The organism is Enterobacter sp. R-25 (assembly GCF_049913205.1).
Lineage (GTDB): Bacteria > Pseudomonadota > Gammaproteobacteria > Enterobacterales > Enterobacteriaceae > Enterobacter > Enterobacter ludwigii.
The window spans coordinates 2,810,101-2,831,719 of the sequence record NZ_CP183982.1 but is presented as its reverse complement, the minus strand read 5'-3'; the positions used below and the strand labels follow the sequence as shown (position 1 = coordinate 2,831,719).

Below are 21,619 nucleotides of genomic sequence, written 5' to 3'. Positions count from 1 at the left end.
GCGCTTAAAAGCGTGATTTCACCTCAGCCTCAATGCAGTCAAGCAGTTCAAAGCGACGGCGATATTCCGCCCGTTTTTTACTGGCGATATCTTCCAGCGATTTACGCTCCATCTGTAACGGCAGTTGCCAGCAGAAAGAGGATATTTTTTTACCGTCCAGACTTGCCCAGAATTCGTCATAGCTGGCGTGGAAATGACGGCCTTTGCTCAGGCGGTAACGCAGTGCGCGGAAAACGTGCCCCTCATCACCAACAGCAAAAATTGCCCGGACGGATGAATGTGCGGCCAGCTGGAAAATCACTTCCATCAGCACGCGTTTTGGAAACAGGCCATGGCAGGCGCGGGTCGCCAGTTTAATGGCGTCATGCGAGACGTTGCGACGTGGCCCCTGAAGCCCACCAATCACCAGCACTCGCTGCCCATTGCTGCGGGCGACGCTAAACGTCAGGCTTGCTAGCACGCTATTCTCGCTGTCGCGCAGCCACAGCGTGCTTTCACCTTCCCGCTCGGCTTTGCCGGCAGAGGAGGCGCTCACGGTATACGTCGCGTCGTTTTTTGCCTGAAATTGCACTATCGTCTGCTCTTGCGGGCTGGTCAGCGCGTTGGCGAGGGTGATATTTTTCAGGCTATCGACCCAGTGATAATGGCTGATGATAGCGTCAGCCCGATCGCCGGCCGTCAGGCCACGCATCAGATACTGTCGATGGGTTTTACTCGGTAAGGTAATTTGAGAGGCCAGCAGACGGTCAAAATCATCACGTCCTGAGAGCGTTTCCAGCACGCGATGGGTGGAAGACCAGAACAGGAGCGAGCGCAGCAGGAACTTCAGACGATACTCGCGCTTCTGCCAGATTGGACCCGGAACGCGTTTTCCTTTCACCAGCTCGGAAATGATATTTGTGCGATGCGGATAGAACACATCGTCGTGCAGGTGCATATTAGACACGTTAAGACCTCTCGTTTAATTCATGCCTTATTCTAAAGAGTCAGCAAAAAGGGATTAATAGCGCGCGGATCTTTATTTCCATTTGGTTTACCGTTCGTTTGGCTTTGTGAATGCTGCGCGTGTCAGCTGCAATTTCTGCTGCGTCTATACTTAAGCAAGGAGGTTTTATGTATCAGCGAATCGATGGTGGGAAGTGGCGGCACGTCTGGGTTGTCAGCGACATACATGGTTGTTATCAGTGGCTCATGGATGAACTGAAACGCCGGCATTTTAATCCTTATGAGGATTTGCTTATTTCCGTAGGGGATGTAATTGACCGTGGCCCTGACAGTATTAAATGTTTACAGCTCATCAATGAAAAATGGTTTCGTGCAGTACGCGGCAACCATGAACAAATGGCTATTGACAGCCTTGATAATAATGATTTTGCACTCTGGACAATGAATGGTGGAATTTGGTTTACCCGCCTTGAGCACACACAGCAGCAGCTGGCGCTGACGTTACTTAATGCGTGTCGGGAACTGCCGCACATTATCGAGATAACCTGTGCAAACGGTTTGAATGTGATTGCTCACGCTGACTATCCCGCTGCGGAATACCGCTGGCAAAAACCCGTAAGCGCCCAGCACGTACTATGGGATCGCGATCGGCTGATGGGGTTTATGGTCGGGAAAGGGCAGGGCATCGGCGGTGCGGACCATTTCTGGTTCGGACATACGCCACTTGACCGGCGGTATGATTTTAATAACCTGCACTATATTGATACCGGCGCCGTTTTCGATGGTTACTTTACGCTGGCGCAACTTCAGTAATAAATAACCCGCCTTCGGGCGGGTTCTCTTTAGGTCAGGCAAGACGCATGACCCAGGCATCGGATTGACTATCGTAATGCTCACGGTAAAGGACTGAGTGTTCGCCATCAAGTATTGCCGGTACGCTGGTATCGGCATCCCAGGCATCCAGTTGCATGCACAAATCCGGATCGGATTTGCAGGGAATACTTAACGTTCGTTCGCCCTGTGCTTCGCCGCGCAATTCTGCGTCGTCGATTTCGAAAGCGCCAATACGCACGCTGGTTTTCGTCATATTGCTCTCCGGGTGTGTTATCAAAATCTGGTATGACCAGTATGGGCATCCATTTTTGATCGTAGACAAGGAGAGCAAAATCGCCAGTAAAAAAATGCGCTTTTTTCAGCCGGTGCGATCGTTACCGGTAAACAATCGCCCATCACGAACCAGCTCTCGCGGATAGCTGTTTTTCAGTCGCGAACCCACCTTTTTCGCCAGCCCTAACGGATAACCCTGATAGGTCACCACCACTTCATCATGCGATGGCGTGTTGTCCGGATATACATCACGGCCCCGGTACCACTCTTCGGCTTCCTGGTGCGTCAGGGCGAACGTATTCTCGCTGCCGGCGAGGGCGATAACAGCCTCATGCTGCCAGCGATAGCCTTTATTGTGCACTTCCGCGAGGCGGATCCCGATGCGGGAAAAACGTACCTTGCCGATAAGCGGCTCAATATTTGCCGGGAAAAGCCAAATCTCTTTATCGCGAATCCAAAGATGGCATGTCTCATCCCAGGCCAGCCCGACCTTAGCGGCGGCGGTAGTGACTTGCTCCGCCTCACGCCTTTTCATGGGGGCGAAGGGGAAATTGCCGACCTTAAACGTCGGGGCTGGCAGTGGCTCAACCGCCTGCGTTTTACGCAACCGTGCGACAAAAAAACCTTCGCAGTCATAAATCTGGGGGAAAACGTGCAGAAATCCTTCAGGCGTGACGGCTTCATTGGCTGAAGCGAACAAGCCGTTTAACGGCAGGAACTCGACGGCATCAGGGTATTGCGCCTTGAGCCACAGACAGACGTCCTCGTTCTCGTCACGGTTTAAGGTGCAGGTCGAATAAACCAATGTGCCACCGGGACGCAGGGCATGGAAGGCGCTGTCGATCAGTTCGCGCTGGGTGGCGGCAATCTCAAGGTTACTCTCTACAGACCAGTTTTTTAACGCATCAGGATCTTTACGCACCACCCCTTCGCCGGAGCAGGGCGCGTCCAGCAGGATGGCATCAAACGCTTCTGGCAGGGCTGCGCCAAATACGCGGCCATCGAAGTGCGTCAGGGCAACGTTATGGATCCCGCAGCGGCTGATGTTAGCGTGCAGAACTTTAACGCGACTGGCTGAAAACTCGTTGGCGAGAATGGCCCCGCGATTCCCCATCCTGGCGGCAATCTGCGTGGTTTTGGAGCCCGGCGCGGCAGCGACATCCATGACGCGTTCTGGCGCATTATCATCCGCAAAGAGGGCGGCAACCGGCAGCATCGAGCTGGCTTCCTGGATATAAAACAGACCACTCAGATGTTCTGCGGTACTGCCCAATGGCAACGACGCTTCGTCATCCCGTTCAATCCAAAAACCCTCTGCACACCACGGTACTGGCGTCAGTTGCCAGTTATACGGCGAGACCAGCACCAGAAAATCGGCGACGCTTATTTTCAGCGTGTTGACGCGAATACTCCGGCGCAACGGCCGCTGACAGGCGGCGATAAAATCGTCTAACGAGAGGTGAGAAGGAAGCGCCTCGCGCATCTGCGCCAGGAATTGTTCAGGAAGAAATACGGAGTTTTGAGCCACGTGCACACCACAGGGAAAAGTTCAGGGGCGCAGTGTAACATAAAGGCTCCGGTGCGTTGACACCGGAGCCCTGAGATTAACGCGGCAGGGCAGTGCCCCATTCACGCCACTCTTTCGGCTCGCTTTCGAGCAGCAGGAAGTGTTTGCCCGGTTGCGCTTTCGGCGCCAGCGGCGTCCCCGGTGGTGTAGCGAAAGCAATACCGCCACGAATGAACTGGTTGAAGGTGCCGGTTTTCACCACCCCGCCCGTCAGACCGAAGTCCAGTGAATAGCCGGAGGCCAGCCAGAACACCGAGTTATTACGCACCAGGTGCTGGTAACGATCGCTGATGCGTAATGCCACCATCACGCGGTCAGAGAGCGTACCGAGCGTCAGGCCCGTCACTGTGCCCACCTCAATCCCGCGGAACAGCACCGGTGTGCCGATGTTCAGCGAGCCCGCTTCCGGCACTTCCACCACAATGCTCAGGCCATCCAGATAGCGAGAGTCAGTGATCGTGGCTTCCTGCAGTTCAAAGTCACGGCGAGCATTCCCTTTACCGGGTTCGACGTTGATATAAGGCTGCAGGATGGTGTCGAGGTGCTCAACGCCAGCGGCCGAAATCTGTGGCGTCACCACCGAGAAGCGGGAGCCTGAGCGGGCGAAGGTTTGAACATATTCCGGGTAGAGCACGGCGGTGGCCTGCACCTCGTTACGGGCGGTGATAAGCGTCAGCTTCTGGATCTGTCCGATATCAATACCCAGATAACGGATAGGCATCCCTTCCGCCAGCTTCCCTGCATCAAAAGCATGCAGGGTAATCTGTCCGCCAACGGCACGGGCAGCGGTTTCAGACGGGAAGAGAATACGCTTATCGCCTTTGCGCAGGTTTGCACCCGCACCGCTGAGGTTATCGAAGCTGATCGCTCCGCGCAGCGCACGTGAAAGCGGGGAGGCCTGCACGGTCAGCCCGTTACCGTTAAGCTGCACTTTCGCACCACCTTCGGCCCAGAACACGCTATTCGGGGTCAGCAACTTGCGATACTCCGGTTTGATATGCAGTTCGATATCAAACGCGTCCGCATGAGGGCGTACGGCAATCACTTCCCCGACCTCAAACTTACGGTACAGCACAACGGAGCCAGCCTGGACATCAGGAAGCGTCTCGGCGCTTAACGTCAGTGTCGTGGTTGGGAGATCGCTCATGCTGTTTTCAATCGCTTTGTCCAGGTTGGCATACAGCGGATAACTGTCGCGCACCGGGCCTTTATTGCCCGGTAAAATGCGGATCCCGCCGTTAACCCATTCGCTGGCGCTGGCACCGAGGAACTCAACGCCGTCGAGGCCAACCTTCACGTCGACGCGGCTGTTCACCACAAATTTACTGTCGCCATGGACAAGGTCGCTGTATTGCGGATCGATAGCCACCGAGAAGCTCACGCCGTTTTCAGAGAGCGTACGCTCCAGTACCTGGCCCACCTGGACGCCATGCAGAATCAGCGGCTGGCCGGCTTCGATACCGTAACTTTCAGGCGCGGTCAGTTTTACCGTTACGACGCCCGGTTTTTGCAGCAGCGCTTTATCTGCCGGCGCAACAACGAAACTGTTGCTGGGTTGACCTTCACCGGGGATCAGTTCAAACGTATTGCCGGTCAGAAGATTGCTCAGGCTGGTATCGTTCAGAGACAGTTTTGGGCTGCGCATCTCGATACGCGTTTTTTCACGCAGGAGATCAACCACGCTCGGGTCGACGGTCATCTCACCGGTCACGGAACCGCCTGGATTGAGCGTCATTTTGGTGAGCTGCCCAACCTGCAATCCCTGATACATAAGCGGTGTGGAACCCGCTTTCAGCCCTTTAGCATCGGGCAGGGCGAGTTTGACGATCACGCCGCGCTGGCTGTGCGCCAGGTCAGCATACAATCCGAAGGTGTCATCTGCCGTGGCCGGGCTGGAGTTTTCCGGAGAGTCGAAGGCAACGGCGCCGTTGACCAGTGCGGCCAGGCTCTCGAGCTTCACTTTGGCACCGCTCAGGCTGAGATCGGCATCCACGCCGGAGACGTTCCAGAAACGGCTGCCTTTTTTCACCAGGTTAGTGAAGCGGCGATCGATTAACACATCAATCGTCACGCCCTGCTTATTAGGGTTGATGGCGTAATCATAAACGCGACCTACCGGAATTTTACGGTAATAAACCAGTGAGCCACTGTTGAGGGAACCCAAATCCGGTGCCTGCAGATGGATCATCAGATCGCCGTTATTCAGTCGGTATTTTGGTTGGGTATCCAGCGCAACAAAGTGATCCTGCGGTTCACCTTTACCCGGCATCATGCCGATGTAGTTACCGCCAACCAGTGCATCCAGCCCTGAAACACCCGCCAGAGAGGCCTTAGGCGTTACCAGCCAGAACTGCGTTTCGCTGCGAAGCGCATCCTGCATATCGGACTTAATGCTGGCGCGGACCTGAATTTTATTCAGCCCTTTTCCCAGGCTGATGTCCTGAACGGTACCCACCTCAACCCCCTGGAAGCGGACAGGGGTTCGCCCGGCCACAATGCCGTCGGCAGACTGGAAGTCAATGGTGATGGTGCTTCCGCGATCTTCATAGCTCGTCCAGATAAGCCAGCCTGCAATCATCAGGGCGATGACAGGCAGCAACCAGAATGGAGAAATGCGGCGTTTTGTTTTAATTCTCGCTTCAGTCGGCGAAGCGGGCGTTTCCTGACTCATGTGCATCCCAAAGTAAGCGGCTATCCAGCCATTCCACAGCAAGAATAGTCAATATCACCGCGGAGCCGAAATAAAAAGCTGCGGGTCCCATTGTAAAAGCTAATAACTGGTCGCGATTGATCAGCGACATCATCAACGAAATCACGAACAGATCCAACATCGACCAGCGGCCAATCCAGGTGACGAATCGCAAAAGCAGAATTCGGGTACGTAAACCTTGCTCACATTTGAAGTGAATACTCAGGAGCAGGGTAAACATCACCACCACTTTGGTAAACGGCACCAGAATACTGGCGATAAACACAATTGCCGCCACCCCCACGTTGCTGTGGGCGAGAGAGATGATCCCGGAGAGGATGGTATCCTCCTGGCGCCCACCATTCACGTAAATGATGGAAATCGGCAGCATATTGGCCGGGATCAAAAAGACCAGCGAGGCAATCAGCGCGGCCCAGCATTTTTGCAGACTGTTGTTGCGCCGCAGTCTCAGGGGAATATGACACCGCGGGCAACGGCCACGTGGGTCGGGCAAGCCAGTATAGTGACACCCCAGACAGACCCGGAGACTTTCATCCGGTCGCGTGGCCGGGCGCTGAGGGTAAAAGCGCTCCCAGAGCTGTTCGACGTTCAGATGAATGAGTGTGAGGATGCTGAGCAAGACCAGACAAATAAATGCAAAGAGTCCGACCCCGGGCTGCAAGAATGCATAGTCCTGCACTTTTATGGACGCCACGCCGACGCCTACCAGGTAGATATCCAGCATGACCCACTCTTTCAGTTTGTCCAGCATCAGCAACACGGGGCGGAGATTCATCCCCAGAATGTTACCAAACCAAAGATAGGCAATGGCGGCGACCAGCACCAGCGGCGCGCCGACCGTACAGAACAGCACCATGGCGGCGGTGAGCGGGTCACCCTGGCGCGTCATCTGCCAGATCCCCTGCAGTACGTTGGCATCAATACGCACACCAAGCAGGTACAGCTTCAGCAGCGGTTCGCCCCAGGCAAACGGCATAAGAAGCAGCATGGTGATGGCCATCGCGGCGAGACGGGTCAGCGACCAGTCGCGGCCGTCGCGAATTTTAGCGTCGCAGCGGGGGCAAAAAGCACTTTCATGCGATTTCATCTTCGGCAACATAAAAAGCGTATCGCACTGCGGGCAACGCTGATAATGTGCACGAGGCAAAGCTTCGCTTACCGTATGGACAGTTATCTTTTTTGTCGGCGTAATTTTGGTTGTTTTTAAGGCCATCAGCTGCGCACAAATAAGTATTGTTGAACGTTATATTAACTCATGAACGGATTCATCTTGAGCATGAGCGCATTTAATGCTTATTTTAATAGGCTATGCGGTAATTTTGTAAGACAACTAAGTGATTGAATAATGAACAAAACAGAATTCTACGCGGATCTTAACCGCGATTTTAAGGCATTGATGGCGGGTGAGACCAGCTTCTTAGCCACTCTGGCAAATACTAGCGCATTGCTGTTTGAACGGCTATCAGACGTTAACTGGGCCGGCTTTTACCTTCTGGAAGGTGAAACGCTGGTGCTTGGCCCGTTCCAGGGGAAAATTGCCTGCGTGCGTATTCCCGTAGGACGCGGCGTTTGTGGTACAGCGGTCGCGACTAATCAGGTACAGCGCGTCGAAGATGTCCATGCGTTTGACGGACACATTGCCTGTGACGCAGCCAGTAATTCTGAAATCGTTCTGCCTCTGGTGGTAAAAAATCAGATTATTGGCGTTCTGGATATCGACAGCACGGTCTTCAGTCGCTTCACAACCGAGGACGAACAAGGGCTGCGCGAGCTGGTGGCGAACCTCGAAAACGTTCTCGCCGCAACCGATTATCAAAAATTCTTTGCGAGCGTAGCAGGATAATCAACGGATAACGTAGCATTTACTGATAGCGTCATTATAATGACGCCTGTTCATGCCTGCGCTTGTTGGCAACGTCCGTTGTAATCAGGAAATTTCATGGAAAATCAACCTAAGTTGAATAGCAGTAAAGAAGTTATCGCATTTCTGGCCGAGCGTTTCCCACAGTGCTTCAGTGCTGAAGGTGAAGCTCGTCCCCTGAAAGTCGGTATTTTTCAGGATCTGGTGGCACGCGTTGAGGGGGAAATGAACCTCAGCAAAACTCAGCTTCGTTCCGCCTTACGTCTTTATACTTCGAGCTGGCGTTACCTGTACGGTATCAAAGCGGGCGCGACGCGTGTTGATCTTGACGGCAACCCTTGTGGTGAGCTGGACGAGCAGCACGTTGAGCACGCACGTAAACAGCTGGAAGAAGCCAAAGCACGCGTTCAGGCACAACGTGCAGAACAGCAAGCGAAAAAACGCGAAGCCGCAGCGGCAAACGGCCAGGAAGAAGCGCCTCGTCGTGAGCGTAAACCACGCCCAGCGCCGCGTCGTAACGATAATAACGATCGCAAACCGCGTGCTGACAAACCAGCAGCTAAAGCCCCGCGCGCCCCTCGTGAAGAGCCGCGCCATACGCCGGTTTCTGACATTAACGCCCTGAGCGTGGGTCAGGCACTGAAGGTGAAAGCGGGTAACAACGCAATGGACGCCACCGTACTGGAAATCACCAAAGATGGCGTTCGTGTACAGCTGACTTCTGGTATGTCAATGATTGTACGCGCAGAACACTTGTTGTTCTGAAACGGAGGCCAAGCCTGGCATGAACACTTTTTTTAAGCTCACCGCGTTGGCGGGCCTGTTTGCTATAACGGGCCATGCTTTCGCAGTGGACGATATCACGCGTGTTGATCAAATTCCGGTCCTCAAGGAAGAGACGCAGCACGCGACGGTGAGCGAGCGTGTGACCTCACGCTTCACCCGTTCGCACTATCGTCAGTTCGATCTCGATCAGGCCTTTTCGGCCAAAATCTTTGACCGCTATCTGAACTTGCTGGATTACAGCCATAACGTACTGCTCGCCAGCGATGTCGAGCAGTTCGCTAAGCGTAAATCCGGGGTGGGTGACGAGTTGCGTTCAGGCAAGCTGGATCTGTTCTACGATCTCTATAACCTGTCGCAAAAGCGCCGCTTTGAACGCTATCAGTATGCGCTGAAAGTGCTGGAACGTCCGATGGACTTCACCGGCAACGACACCTTTAATCTGGACCGCAGCAAAGCGCCCTGGCCGAAAGACGAAGCCGAGCTGAATGCGCTGTGGGATGGAAAAGTAAAATACGACGAGCTGAGCCTTAAGCTGACCGGCAAAGATGAAAAAGAGATCCGTGACACGCTGACGCGTCGTTACAAATTCGCTATTCGTCGTCTGGCTCAGACCAACAGTGAAGATGTTTTCTCACTGGCAATGACCGCTTTCGCTCACGAAATCGATCCGCATACCAATTATCTCTCGCCTCGCAATACCGAACAGTTTAATACCGAAATGAGCCTGTCTCTGGAAGGTATCGGTGCGGTGCTGCAGATGGACGATGATTACACCGTGATCAACTCAATGGTGGCCGGTGGCCCGGCGTCGAAAAGCAAAGCGATAAGCGTAGGCGATCGCATTGTTGGTGTGGGTCAAACCGGACAGAACATGGTCGATGTGATCGGCTGGCGTCTGGATGATGTGGTTGCGCTGATCAAAGGCCCGAAAGGCAGCAAAGTTCGCCTTGAAATTCTGCCAGCCGGTAAAGGCACCAAAACCCGTATCGTTACCCTGACGCGTGAGCGTATCCGCCTGGAAGACCGCGCGGTGAAAATGTCGGTGAAGACCGTGGGTAAAGAGAAGGTGGGTGTTCTGGATATCCCGGGCTTCTATGTCGGGCTGACTGATGATGTAAAAGTCCAGCTGCAGAAGCTTGAAAAGCAGAACGTGAGCAGCGTCATCATCGACTTGCGCAGCAACGGTGGTGGGGCGCTGACCGAAGCGGTTTCACTGTCCGGGCTGTTTATCCCGTCTGGTCCGGTGGTTCAGGTGCGCGATAACAACGGTAAAGTACGTGAAGATGCCGACAACGATGGTGTGGTCTATTACAAAGGCCCGCTGGTGGTCTTAGTCGATCGCTTCAGTGCTTCCGCGTCTGAAATCTTTGCCGCCGCTATGCAGGACTATGGCCGTGCGCTGATTGTCGGTGAGCCGACATTTGGTAAAGGCACCGTACAGCAGTATCGTTCTCTGAATCGTATCTACGATCAGATGCTGCGTCCGGAATGGCCTGCACTGGGTTCGGTTCAGTACACCATTCAGAAATTCTATCGTGTAAACGGTGGCAGTACGCAGCGTAAAGGCGTGACGCCGGATATCATGATGCCGACAGGCACGGAAGAGACTGAAACCGGCGAGAAGTTTGAAGATAACGCATTGCCGTGGGATAGCATTAACGCCGCGACCTACGTGAAAGCGGGTGATATGACGCAGTTTGGTCCTGAACTGCTGAAAGCGCACAACGATCGCATCGCCAAAGATCCGGAATTCCAGTACATCATGAAGGACATTGCCCGTTTCAATGCCCTGAAAGATAAGCGGAATATTGTTTCTCTCAACTACGCTCAGCGTGAGAAAGAGAACAACGAAGATGATGCAACGCGTCTGGCGCGTATCAACGATCGCTTCAAGCGTGAAGGTAAGCCTCTGCTTAAGAAACTGGACGATCTGCCAAAAGATTACCAGGAGCCGGATCCTTACCTCGACGAGACGGTGCATATCGCTCTTGACCTGGCGAATCAGGAAAAGGCGAAGCCCGCCGTGCAACCCGCACCGGCAAAATAATCCCCCAACAGGCACAAGAAATTGTGCCTGTTTCTTTTTGTTCCGCATTCTCCCGTCAGGCAAATTTCCAATTGTGTAAAGTTGTGTCTTTCTGGTGACTTACGCCCGATGGATGCTTGAAAATAGCCGTAATACCCATACGATGTGGGTAATCGCATAGTGCGCTTTGTTAAACTGAGGTTAAAAGAAAATTATGATGCGAATCGCGCTCTTCCTGCTCACCAACCTTGCGGTGATGGTGGTTTTCGGGCTCGTGCTAAGCCTGACAGGAATTCAGTCGAGCAGCGTTCAGGGTCTGTTGATTATGGCGCTGCTGTTTGGTTTTGGTGGCTCATTCGTTTCGCTCCTGATGTCGAAATGGATGGCACTGAAATCGGTAGGTGGTGAAGTCATTGAGCAACCGCGTAACGATATGGAACAGTGGCTGATGAATACCGTGGCTCAGCAATCGCAGCAGGCGGGTATCGCCATGCCGCAGGTGGCCATTTACCACGCGCCAGATATTAACGCCTTTGCTACAGGTGCCCGTCGTGATGCGTCGCTGGTTGCCGTCAGCACCGGGTTGTTGCAGAACATGAGCCGTGACGAAGCCGAAGCGGTTATCGCTCACGAAATCAGCCATATCGCGAACGGCGACATGGTCACCATGACCCTGATCCAGGGCGTAGTGAACACCTTTGTTATCTTCATCTCCCGTATTCTGGCGCAGATCGCCGCAGGCTTTATGGGCGGGAACCGCGATGAAGGGGAAGAGAGCAACGGCAACCCGCTGATCTACTTCGCGGTTGCGACGGTGCTGGAGCTGGTATTCGGTATTCTGGCCAGCATCATCACCATGTGGTTCTCCCGTCACCGTGAGTTCCATGCGGATGCCGGCTCGGCGAAACTGGTTGGCCGTGAGAAGATGATTGCCGCGCTGCAGCGTCTGAAAACCAGCTATGAACCGCAGGAAGCGACCAGCATTATGGCATTCTGCATTAACGGTAAATCAAAATCGCTGAGCGAGCTGTTTATGAGTCACCCGCCGCTGGATAAACGTATTGAAGCGCTGCGCAGTGGTGAATACCTGAAGTAACGCTAAGAAGAGCAATGAGCCGGGCTGGAGATATCCGCCCGGCTTTTTTTATGCCTGTACTCTGGGCTGGGTAATGCGCAGCCCGCTGATGATGGCGGCGAGGGTGGCAAGGGCGCCTGCGGTGAAAAGTGCAACGTGGTTGCCATTTTGCCCGGCAAGATTAAACATCAGCGCGACCAGGGCCGCGCCGGTGCTTTGTCCCAGCAGACGTGCGGTGCCCAACATACCGCTGGCACCACCGCTGCGATGGCGCGGCGCTGAGGTGATGATGGTGTGGTTGTTAGGCGACTGGAACAGACCGAACCCTGCACCGCACAGGATCATGCGCCAGATGATATCCAGATCGGTGGGTGATGAGGGGAGTAGTGCGAGTGCGAACAGCCCCGTGGCCATGACGGCAAGCCCCAGCGCGCCAAGCAATCCGGCGTGGACGCGCTCAATCAAATACCCTGCCAGCGGCGCCATTACCATCGTCGCCAGTGGCCACGGCGTTAACAGCAGTCCGGTCTCGACTTCAGTACGTCCCACCACACTTTGCAGGAAGAAGGGCAGAGAGACCAGGGCCAGCATCTGAGCGCAGAATGAGCAAACAGAAGTACAAATCGAGAGAGAAAAAAGAGGTATACGCAGCAGGTCGACAGGCAATAAAGGGACAGGGAGCGCGAGCTGGCGGCGTACAAAGAAGAAGCCAATCACCAGCAGCGCAATGAGCTCCGCGGCGGTAAGTATAAGGGACTGACCTTGTGCAAAGCCGCTCAGGGCAGTAATCAGCAGGCCAAAGGTCAGGGCATTCATCACTGCGCTGATAAGGTCAAAACGTGGCATCGTGCTTTTGGGACCGTTCGCGGGAAGATAGCGCAGAGCAAAGAAGAGGGCCACAATACCCAGCGGTACGTTAATGGCGAATAACCACTGCCAGGACGCGACAGAGAGTATGGCCGCCGCAAGGGTTGGCCCGGCCGCAGACGAGACGGCGACAATAAACGAGTTTATCCCCATACCGCGTCCCAGATGACGCTGCGGATAGATTAAGCGGATCAACGCCGTGTTGACGCTCATCAGTGCCGCCCCCCCAAAGCCCTGCGCTATACGCGCAAGCGTCAGAGTATGCAGCGAATCAGAAAGGGCACAGAAAAGTGAAGTAAAGGTGAACACCAGCAGGCCGCATTGATACACCCGTCGGTAACCAAACATATCGCCCAGGAAAGAGAACGAGAGCAGTGAAACCACGATCGCTATCTGATAGGCATTGACTATCCATATAGAACTGGCAGGGGAGGCATGCAGGTCGCTGGCAATGGTTGGCAGGGCAACGTTAGCGATTGCACCGTCAAGGACGGCCATTGAAATACCGATAACAATCGTGGCGATAGCGCCATACCGCTGGGGCAAAGGCAGGCCATCGGACAGGTTTTTTTCCATTAGGGATGAAAAGCTCAGTGTGAAATTATTCTCAGGGTAACTATTTTAGCATCGTTATTTCAGTTTTATGTCGCAGATTTGTAACGAAGTAAACGAGGATCGATTGCAGGTAACATGACGGGAATTTATAATAAAAACCGGTTCTGATTTTTATAAAACACTCTCTATGAGGTGGTAAATGGCAATTGCAGATTTGGATAAACAGCCAGATTCTGTTTCTTCCGTGCTGAAGGTGTTTGGCATCTTACAGGCGCTCGGAGAAGAGCGTGAAATTGGTATTACAGAGTTGTCGCAGCGTGTGATGATGTCGAAAAGCACCGTTTATCGCTTTTTGCAAACCATGAAGTCACTGGGTTACGTCGCACAGGAAGGCGAGTCTGAAAAGTATTCTCTGACGCTGAAACTGTTCGAGCTCGGGGCCCGTGCGCTGCAAAACGTGGATTTGATCCGCAGCGCAGATATCCAGATGCGTGAGATCTCTCGCCTGACCAAAGAGACTATCCACCTGGGGGCACTGGATGAAGACAGCATTGTCTACATCCATAAAATCGACTCCATGTACAACCTGCGCATGTATTCACGTATCGGTCGTCGTAATCCGCTTTACAGTACCGCGATTGGCAAAGTGCTGCTGGCGTGGCGCGATCGCGAAGAAGTGAAGCAGATCCTTGAAGGCGTGGAATATAAGCGCAGTACTGAACGCACTATTACCAGCACTGACGAGTTATTGGCCGTGCTCGACAAAGTACGTGAGCAGGGGTATGGCGAAGATAACGAAGAGCAGGAAGAAGGGCTGCGCTGTATCGGTGTGCCGGTATTTGACCGCTTTGGCGTTGTCATTGCCGGGCTGAGTATCTCTTTCCCGACCCTGCGCTTTTCTGAAGAACGTCTGCATGAGTATGTGGCGATTCTCCATACAGCCGCACGCAAGATTTCTGAACAAATGGGCTATAACGACTACCCGTTCTGATCCTTACGGGCACAAAAAACGCCGCACACAGTGCGGCGTTTTTTGTCAGTATCAATCGGGGTGATTAGCCGTTATCAATGACGACGGATGTTTTACGCAGAACCGGGCAGTTGGTTAAACCAATGATCCCGCTGTCTGAATGAATATATTGTGCCGTGCTCATGCCCTGCGCGGTCATGTATTTGCATTGAATCCCTAATCCAGCGGCGTTTTCGGTGCTTCCCACAAGCACGCCATAGCCGGTTAACAGAAGGCCAACCCATACTACGGCCAGTGCAATAATTGTACGAATGATTAAATGCATCATTGCCTCTTTATCTTTGTTGTCATGCAGTAAGCCTAAACGGTTTACTCTATGAAACAAGTGCATGATTCTGAAAACGACCAGATGGCGGTACAGTTAGTCCTTGTTTAAGATAGCCGTGATAACCTGGTTATATCGGGCCTTTAGACGGAGTGTGGAGTGAAAAAAATACGCTGGGTGATTCTGATTATTGTGCTGGTAGCCTGTGTGGTGTTGTGGACGCAGACTATCAATGTGATGTGCGATCAGGATGTACAGTTTTTTAGCGGCGTTTGCGCAATCAATAAGTTTATTCCGTGGTAACACGCATTTTTTCTCAAGGTGATTTCCTTCCTTCGCACCAGTGGTAAGATAGACGTTTTTATTGAGGTGGTGAAATGGGTGAGTTACTGAATTCAGGGCTGCTAAATATGGCATCCCTGATGATCTCGTTGGTTGTTCTGCTGGTGGGGCTTGTCATTTGGTTTTTCGTAAACCGTGCCAGTTCCCGTACAAACGAGCAGATCGAACTGCTGGAAGCGCTGCTTGACCAACAAAAACGTCAGAATGCGCTGTTACGTCGTCTGTGTGAGGCTAACGAACCAGAAGAGAAAGCGTCGGCGAAAGACGCAGTTGCTGAAGACAACACTGACCAGGATGACTTTATCCGCCTGGTGGCTGAGCGTTAATTTGTCTTATCCGGGAGGTGGCTGTGGTCTGGAAAAATCCCTGGTATGACCCCTCCCTGAAACATCACACACCGAACGGTTTTCGTAATACTGACCCCGTCGGGCATCAGCCCGGTGACGTTGATCGCTGGCGAAAAGCGCGCAAAGAAGCTGGCTTACCCCGCCCCCCGGCAAACGGATATGAGGACTTTATCCGCCACTGGTGGCAGCCGGCAACGCTTAAGCAGCCGCAGGAAAATGGGGTATGGTGGCTCGGACACGCAAGCCTGTTGTTGCACATTGATGGCAACACCCTGCTGACCGACCCCGTTTTTTCTCGCCGCGCCTCTCCCTTACCTTTCCTCGGACCACAACGTAGAACGCCTCCCGCTCTGTCTGTCGAACAGCTCCAGCAGCTCGATGCAGTGGTTATCTCCCATAATCATTACGATCATCTGGATGACGCGACCATTCGCCGGATCCTTAAACGCTTCCCGGACGTCACTCTGTTTGTTCCCTTAGGTCTGGGAGACTGGTTTCGCCGCCGTGGGGCAAGACGCATTGTTGAGCTCGACTGGTGGCAGAGTTTCACCTGGCAGGGGATAACGCTGTCCGCCGTACCGGCGCAGCACTGGAGTATGCGCACGCTCTGGAACCGCAATCGCTCCCTGTGGTGTGGCTGGGTGTTTGAAGGGCGGCATCATCGTTTCTGGTTTAGCGGCGACACGGGCTATTCACCTGAACTGCTGCGAATACCGGAAAGGCTGGGTAAAATTGACGCCGCGGCGTTGCCCGTTGGCGCTTATGCACCACGGTGGTTCATGGCCATACATCATATGGATCCGCAATCTGCCGTTGCGTTGTGGCAACAGTTGGGATGCCCACTGGCGTTTCCCATTCACTGGGGCGTGTTTGAACTGGCTGATGAATCGCTTGATGACCCCGTGCGAGAGTTAACTGCAGTCCTCGATAATTTAGCACCGGTTAATAATTCCTTCAGGATACTGAAAATTGGTGAATATTTATCCTTATAAACGAAGCGCTGGATTGTTGCATATATTCTGTATGTCTAAGGTCTAAAGAATGTTTTATTTTTATCGAAACGTTTTGCTTGCCTTGTTTTGATGCAGAGTCATAAAAATTTCATTATTTTGGTGCATAACATTCTTTATTAGCTGGTGCTTTTTAATACAGTTTAGCGTGAAGGATTAACATTGTATTTCCACTGTAACAATACAGGGGCGTTACAATGATTTAAGCATAAGTTTTCACAAATTGTTCTAACTCAATCAATGTAGGGGTTTTTCTTAGCGGGTTGCTGGACGCACTGGAATGATTGAGCTATGTTAAAAAAGTCTTAGATAACAGCGGTTGTGAAAGCAACGGCGAGTCTGTGTAAGTGAGCAGGGCTGTCCATATGTCATGCGCATAATTGTGCAAAAGCATACCGGCACAGTTCGAATTTGTGCGGCGGATCGAGACATGTTTAAAAATGGCTTGCCATATTAAACATAGTGTGTGATAACACGTTTTGGGTCAAACGAGGTACAGTTCTGTTTATGTGTGGCATTTTCAGTAAAGAAGTCCTGAGTAAACACGTTGTCGTTGAATACCGCTTCTCTGCCGAACCTTATATTAGTGCCTCATGCAGTAATGTCTCAGTTTTATCTCAGTAATGCCTGCGGGCTAAGAAAACACTCTAAGGAATTTTGCAAATGGCAAAGATTAAAGGTCAAGTTAAGTGGTTCAACGAGTCTAAAGGTTTTGGTTTCATTACTCCTGCTGACGGCAGCAAAGACGTGTTCGTACACTTCTCTGCAATCCAGGGTAACGGCTTCAAAACTCTGGCTGAAGGCCAGAACGTTGAGTTCGAAATTCAGGACGGCCAGAAAGGCCCAGCTGCAGTTAACGTAACTGCTATCTGATCGAACCACTGCTGACTGAAGCACGTAGTACTTCACTCTCAGACATAAAGCCTCGCATATAGCGGGGCTTTTTTATGTGCCTTATCTTTCAAAATATTACCATCCCCGCTCTTGTTAGTAACTTGTTGCAAAGCTACGAGGTTAGTAGCACTGTTTTCCCTCCCTCTGGCCGTCTTTTCCCGTTAAATCAGGGCGTTGTTTAACAGTCCTGGGGTTCAGGTGAAGAAGAAAATGATAACGACCGCCGGCAATTTCACGCCGGCGCGTTTTGCGCTGCTCTGTTTAGCCATTTTTTGCAGTCTGGCGTTTTTGCTGGGCCGCGTTGCCTGGCTGCAAATTATTAAACCTGACAACCTGGTCAAGCAGGAGGATATGCGATCGCTGCGCGAACTGCCGATTGATGCTCCCCGCGGAATGATCATGGATCGTGAGGGCCGGCCGCTGGCGGTCAGTGTCCCGGTCAGGGCCGTGTGGGCCGACCCAAAAACGGTGCTGGCAAAAGGGGGCGTGGGCTTTGACGATCGCTGGCAGGCACTGGCGAATGCGTTACATCTCTCCCTGAACACCCTGTCATCACGGATTAACGCGAATCCACAGGGGAGATTCATCTACCTTGCCCGGCAGGTGGATCCTGCTCAGGCAAAATGGATCGATAAGCTGAATTTGCCGGGTATCAATTTACGCGATGAATCACGCCGTTTTTATCCTGCCGGGCATGTGGCGGCAAACCTGATTGGTTTCACCAATATTGACGGTCAGGGCATTGAGGGGGTAGAGAAAAGTTTCAACACCCAGCTAACAGGCAAGCCGGGCGTCCGGCAGGTCAGGGAAGACCGTTACGGTCGCGTGGTGGAGAATCTAACGGAAGTCGCGCCGGTGCCTGCGCACAATATTCAGCTCAGTATTGATGAGCGCCTGCAAACCATCACCGAAGATGCGCTAGATAACGCAGTGGCCTGGAACAAGGCGGAGTCGGGGGCATCAGTGCTCATTAATATCCCCACCGGTGAAATCCTCGCGATGGCGAGCTATCCGGATTTCAACCCCAATAACCGCCAGGGCGCGACAATAGACGATTTTCGTAACCGTGCCATCAGCGATACGTTCGAGCCAGGTTCAACCGTGAAGCCGCTTGTGCTGATGACGGCATTGCAACAGGGGCTGGTGCAGCCTGACAGTGTCATTGACACCCATCCGTATATGCTTGACGGGCACCGCATTCGGGATGTGGGTTACTACCCTGAACTCTCGATGACCGGGATCCTGCAAAAATCGAGCGACACTGGCGTATCTCGCCTCTCGCTGGCGATGCCTGTTCAGCACCTGATTGATACCTACCGGAACTTTGGTTTTGGTACAAACACCGGGCTTGGCTTAACCGGCGAGAGCGCCGGTCTGTTACCCCAGCGTAAATACTGGAGCCAGCTCGACAGGGCGACCTTCGCCTTTGGCTATGGCCTGATGGTTACCCCCCTCCAGCTGGCGCACGTCTATGCCACCATCGGCGGCTTCGGGCTGGAACGGCCCCTCTCAATTACCCGTATCGATCCGCCCGTTATCGGGCACAGAGTCATGCCGGAAGAGATTGCTCATCAGGTCGAGCATATGATGGAGAGCGTTGCGCTGCCGGGCGGGGGCGGCGTTAAGGCTGCGGTGCGTGATTACCGTGTGGCGGTGAAAACCGGTACGGCGAAGAAAATCGATGAAAGCGGCAAATATGTCGATAAATATGTCGCCTATACCGCGGGTGTCGCGCCTGCCAGCGATCCGCGTTTTGCGCTGGTGGTCGTGATTAACGATCCTCAAAACGGGGCGTACTATGGCGGCGCCGTCTCCGCACCGGTATTCAGCGAGATTATGGGTAACGTATTGCGTCTTGAGAACGTCAAACCCGATGGTCTGGCGCCTGATTCCTCGCACCTTATCGTCATGCGTTAACCCAGGCGTTTTATACCGGGGCGAATAGCGGTACACTTCGCCCTTTGATTTACGCCCCGGAGCTGCCATGTCCTTCAGTTGTCCCCTTTGCCACGCGCGTCTGACGCGATCAGAAAAAAGTTATGCCTGTCCGCAGGGACATCAGTTTGATATGGCAAAAGAAGGCTACGTGAATCTTCTGCCAGTGCAGCGTAAGCGCTCGCGCGATCCGGGTGACAGTGCTGAGATGATGCAGGCACGCCGGGCATTTCTCGACGCCGGGCACTATCAGCCACTCAGAGAGGCCGTCGCGCAATTGCTGGAAGATAATCTGACTGACAGTGCAGCAGGCGTGCTGGATATTGGCTGCGGGGAAGGGTATTACACCGCGCGGTTTGCTGAGGTTGCACAAGAGAAGGGTGCGCAGACATTTGGTCTGGATGTTTCCAAAGTGGCTATCCGCGCGGCGGCAAAACGCTACTCCGGCGTGACGTTCTGCGTGGCATCGAGCCACCGGCTGCCGTTTGACGATGCCAGCATGGATGCGGTTATCCGCATCTATGCGCCCTGTAAGGCGCAGGAGCTGGCACGCGTTATCAAACCGGGCGGATGGGTCATTACCGTCACGCCTGGTCCCCGACATCTGATGGAGCTTAAAGGGCTTATCTATGATGATGTTCGGCTGCATGCGCCACATTCTGAGCAACTGGCGGGCTTTACGCTGAAGCAGGTGCAGACGCTGGCCTACGAGATGAACCTGGCAGGGGAAGAAGCTGTAGCGTTGTTGCAGATGACGCCATTTGCATGGCGGGCGAAACCGAACGTGTGGGAAACCTTAGCGGAGCAAACAACGTTTCGCTGCCAGACGGATTTCAGTATCCACTGCTGGCAGCGCGAAGATTAACCGGCGAAGTGTGCCCAGAGGATCTGGGCACCAATGCCAATCAGCACGATACCGCCCAGGATCTCGGCGCGTTTGCCCAGCAGAGGGCCAATAAACCGGCCAACCATCATTCCCAGCGTCGACATAATCAGCGTGGCACAACCAATGGCCAGCGCGGTCGCAATAATATTGACCTGCAGGAATGCCAGGCCCACACCGACGGCCATGGCGTCGAGACTGGTGGCGATGGCGGTGGTCACCAGCAGCCAGAAACCGTGGCGGTGCTGCGGCTCGTCTTCCTCATCGCCATTACCGCGAAAACCTTCAATCACCATTCGGCCCCCCAGAAATACGAGCAGCACGAAAGCGATCCAGTGGTTCCACTCCAGTATGAACTGGCTTGCCAGCATACCAAGACCCCAGCCGATGAGCGGTGTCAGCGTTTCGATAGCACCAAAGATAAGGCCTGTGCGTAGCGCTTCAGAGAATTTGGGTTTGTGCAGCGAGGCACCTTTACCGATGGAAGCGGCAAAAGCGTCCATGGACATACCGAAAGCAAGAAGAAGGGTTGCGGAGATATTCATTAAAGCGTCCAGACCGGGAGATATCCATATGACACATCACTGCCCCCAGTAAACAGCAGTTGATGTATCTATGGTCTCGCCTGACCGCCTTGCACAAATCTGTGCGGCAAACGGTCCGTACGTGCCACGTTTTTCAACGAGTATGTTGACACGTACATTTCCTGCGAACAGGAAATCAGCTACTCCCCAACGACGGGCGCAACCTTAACATATTTTGAGAATATAAAACAACAATGAAACGGCATTATTTCGTCAAGGTGTTGATAACGATTTTCATTTAGATTTATGCGTGAAAATAACGTTAATAAATATAAGAGAAATGACAGAATGGAATATAGCTTTGGCTATATCAGGTGCGCAAAATAAATGCAGAATATAGCCAAAGCTATGTGATTAACCTACTGAGTTTTAAGCATAAGTTTGTATATTCCTTCCAGATCGTCAATATTCTTGACCCGAATAAGCAGCCGGCGTTGTTCTAATTGCATCACCAGTACACCGTCTTCCGATAAATTCATCTCTTTAATACGGTTATATTCTATCCATACATTGGCAAAGAAAAACCCGCGGCTTTTAAAAATGATTTTCGGAACACGGATCCAGAACAGATAAATCGCCATTAATGCCAGCGCACATAATAACCATGTGGTTAATATTGCACCATGACCGGTCACGTTGTTGTATATAAGAATGACGATGAGACCGGCGAAGATAAACGCATCCACGCGGCCGCGTCGCAGAAGGGGCAGGGAGAGCAGCGTTTCGCCGTGGCGGCGGGGCATGATGAACTCGTCATAGATCGCATATGCCAGAAGGGCCACAATAAAAAAAACCAGTACGATGTCCGTGACAGTCATTCATCCTCCAGA

At 53.0% G+C, this 21,619-nt stretch carries 22 protein-coding genes and 1 riboswitch; of the genes, 13 read left to right on the top strand and 9 right to left on the bottom strand.

Translation table 11 applies throughout. The features are described 5' to 3' along the window. Positions 1-4: 4 nt before the first annotated feature. Positions 5-946 carry a VirK/YbjX family protein gene (locus ACN9MQ_RS13570; RefSeq protein WP_426020973.1) on the bottom strand — a complete coding sequence of 314 codons (942 nt, stop codon included), beginning with the start codon at positions 944-946 and terminating at the stop codon, positions 5-7. A gap of 167 nt (positions 947-1,113) precedes the next feature. Here ACN9MQ_RS13570 and pphA point away from each other — a divergent pair, with 167 nt between their 5' ends. Further along, complete coding sequence (gene pphA / locus ACN9MQ_RS13565) at positions 1,114-1,758, top strand: protein-serine/threonine phosphatase (protein ID WP_181216027.1); 645 nt, start codon at positions 1,114-1,116, stop codon at positions 1,756-1,758. Positions 1,759-1,792: 34 nt separating this feature from the next. Here the strand turns inward: pphA and ACN9MQ_RS13560 are convergent, their stop codons facing one another. The 4 genes from ACN9MQ_RS13560 to yebS form a co-directional block, all read right to left on the bottom strand. Next, positions 1,793-2,032, bottom strand: coding sequence for a YebV family protein (locus tag ACN9MQ_RS13560; protein WP_020883412.1), 240 nt, complete (start codon positions 2,030-2,032; stop codon positions 1,793-1,795). 105 nt (positions 2,033-2,137) lie between these two features. Next, entirely contained in the window at positions 2,138-3,580 is a 1,443-nt protein-coding gene (gene rsmF / locus ACN9MQ_RS13555) for a 16S rRNA (cytosine(1407)-C(5))-methyltransferase RsmF (RefSeq protein WP_025203859.1), read from the bottom strand. Between the two features lie 76 nt (positions 3,581-3,656). Continuing rightward, complete coding sequence (locus ACN9MQ_RS13550; RefSeq protein ID WP_020883414.1) at positions 3,657-6,290, bottom strand: PqiB family protein; 2,634 nt, start codon at positions 6,288-6,290, stop codon at positions 3,657-3,659. After that, positions 6,259-7,542: a membrane integrity lipid transport subunit YebS gene (gene yebS, locus ACN9MQ_RS13545; protein WP_020883415.1), complete on the bottom strand. Its 1,284-nt coding sequence runs from the start codon at positions 7,540-7,542 to the stop codon at positions 6,259-6,261. Before yebS ends, ACN9MQ_RS13550 begins: the two co-directional genes overlap by 32 nt. 132 nt (positions 7,543-7,674) lie before the next feature. On the opposite strand from yebS, the gene ACN9MQ_RS13540 reads away from it, so the two are divergent. The 4 genes from ACN9MQ_RS13540 to htpX all read left to right on the top strand — a co-directional run bounded on the left by ACN9MQ_RS13540 (position 7,675) and on the right by htpX (position 12,098). After that, on the top strand, positions 7,675-8,172 hold the full coding sequence (locus tag ACN9MQ_RS13540) for a GAF domain-containing protein (protein ID WP_014170613.1): 498 nt from the start codon (positions 7,675-7,677) through the stop codon (positions 8,170-8,172). 96 nt (positions 8,173-8,268) lie between these two features. Then, positions 8,269-8,955: an RNA chaperone ProQ gene (proQ, locus tag ACN9MQ_RS13535; protein ID WP_014170612.1), complete on the top strand. Its 687-nt coding sequence runs from the start codon at positions 8,269-8,271 to the stop codon at positions 8,953-8,955. 19 nt (positions 8,956-8,974) lie between these two features. Next, positions 8,975-11,023 (top strand): carboxy terminal-processing peptidase, encoded by a 2,049-nt coding sequence (gene prc / locus ACN9MQ_RS13530; protein WP_020883416.1) that lies wholly within the window; start codon positions 8,975-8,977, stop codon positions 11,021-11,023. 193 nt (positions 11,024-11,216) lie between these two features. Next, positions 11,217-12,098 carry a protease HtpX gene (gene htpX / locus ACN9MQ_RS13525; protein WP_014170610.1) on the top strand — a complete coding sequence of 294 codons (882 nt, stop codon included), beginning with the start codon at positions 11,217-11,219 and terminating at the stop codon, positions 12,096-12,098. A 48-nt stretch (positions 12,099-12,146) separates the two neighbouring features. On the opposite strand, the gene ACN9MQ_RS13520 is transcribed toward htpX, so the two are convergent. Beyond that, entirely contained in the window at positions 12,147-13,520 is a 1,374-nt protein-coding gene (locus ACN9MQ_RS13520) for an MFS transporter (RefSeq protein WP_063858486.1), read from the bottom strand. A 178-nt stretch (positions 13,521-13,698) separates the two neighbouring features. Here ACN9MQ_RS13520 and kdgR point away from each other — a divergent pair, with 178 nt between their 5' ends. After that, entirely contained in the window at positions 13,699-14,490 is a 792-nt protein-coding gene (gene kdgR, locus ACN9MQ_RS13515; RefSeq protein WP_014170608.1) for a DNA-binding transcriptional regulator KdgR, read from the top strand. 64 nt (positions 14,491-14,554) lie between these two features. Here the strand turns inward: kdgR and ACN9MQ_RS13510 are convergent, their stop codons facing one another. Further along, positions 14,555-14,794 carry a YobH family protein gene (locus ACN9MQ_RS13510; protein ID WP_020883418.1) on the bottom strand — a complete coding sequence of 80 codons (240 nt, stop codon included), beginning with the start codon at positions 14,792-14,794 and terminating at the stop codon, positions 14,555-14,557. Positions 14,795-14,953: 159 nt separating this feature from the next. Between ACN9MQ_RS13510 and mgrB the strand changes: the two genes are divergently transcribed. The 7 genes from mgrB (at position 14,954) to rlmA (ending at position 20,187) form a co-directional block, all read left to right on the top strand. Then, on the top strand, positions 14,954-15,097 hold the full coding sequence (mgrB, locus tag ACN9MQ_RS13505) for a PhoP/PhoQ regulator MgrB (RefSeq protein WP_014170606.1): 144 nt from the start codon (positions 14,954-14,956) through the stop codon (positions 15,095-15,097). Between the two features lie 74 nt (positions 15,098-15,171). Continuing rightward, complete coding sequence (locus ACN9MQ_RS13500; protein WP_049023015.1) at positions 15,172-15,462, top strand: YebO family protein; 291 nt, start codon at positions 15,172-15,174, stop codon at positions 15,460-15,462. 23 nt (positions 15,463-15,485) lie between these two features. Next, positions 15,486-16,475, top strand: coding sequence for an MBL fold metallo-hydrolase (locus ACN9MQ_RS13495; protein WP_426020974.1), 990 nt, complete (start codon positions 15,486-15,488; stop codon positions 16,473-16,475). A 525-nt stretch (positions 16,476-17,000) separates the two neighbouring features. Next, positions 17,001-17,117: a DUF2627 domain-containing protein gene (locus tag ACN9MQ_RS13490; RefSeq protein ID WP_032611517.1), complete on the top strand. Its 117-nt coding sequence runs from the start codon at positions 17,001-17,003 to the stop codon at positions 17,115-17,117. Positions 17,118-17,156: 39 nt separating this feature from the next. Then, positions 17,157-17,366 (top strand): transcription antiterminator/RNA stability regulator CspE, encoded by a 210-nt coding sequence (gene cspE, locus ACN9MQ_RS13485; RefSeq protein WP_001062678.1) that lies wholly within the window; start codon positions 17,157-17,159, stop codon positions 17,364-17,366. 231 nt (positions 17,367-17,597) lie between these two features. Beyond that, entirely contained in the window at positions 17,598-19,304 is a 1,707-nt protein-coding gene (gene ftsI / locus ACN9MQ_RS13480; RefSeq protein ID WP_252068424.1) for a peptidoglycan glycosyltransferase FtsI, read from the top strand. A 67-nt stretch (positions 19,305-19,371) separates the two neighbouring features. Further along, positions 19,372-20,187, top strand: coding sequence for a 23S rRNA (guanine(745)-N(1))-methyltransferase (gene rlmA / locus ACN9MQ_RS13475; RefSeq protein WP_426020975.1), 816 nt, complete (start codon positions 19,372-19,374; stop codon positions 20,185-20,187). Here the strand turns inward: rlmA and mntP are convergent. Both mntP and ACN9MQ_RS13465 read right to left on the bottom strand, forming a co-directional pair. Next, positions 20,184-20,750 carry a manganese efflux pump MntP gene (gene mntP / locus ACN9MQ_RS13470; RefSeq protein WP_014170601.1) on the bottom strand — a complete coding sequence of 189 codons (567 nt, stop codon included), beginning with the start codon at positions 20,748-20,750 and terminating at the stop codon, positions 20,184-20,186. The genes rlmA and mntP overlap by 4 nt on opposite strands. A gap of 10 nt (positions 20,751-20,760) precedes the next feature. Then, a riboswitch (yybP-ykoY riboswitch) is annotated at positions 20,761-20,950 on the bottom strand. Positions 20,951-21,148: 198 nt separating this feature from the next. Then, entirely contained in the window at positions 21,149-21,607 is a 459-nt protein-coding gene (locus ACN9MQ_RS13465) for a DUF986 family protein (RefSeq protein ID WP_426020976.1), read from the bottom strand. Positions 21,608-21,619 lie beyond the last annotated feature (12 nt).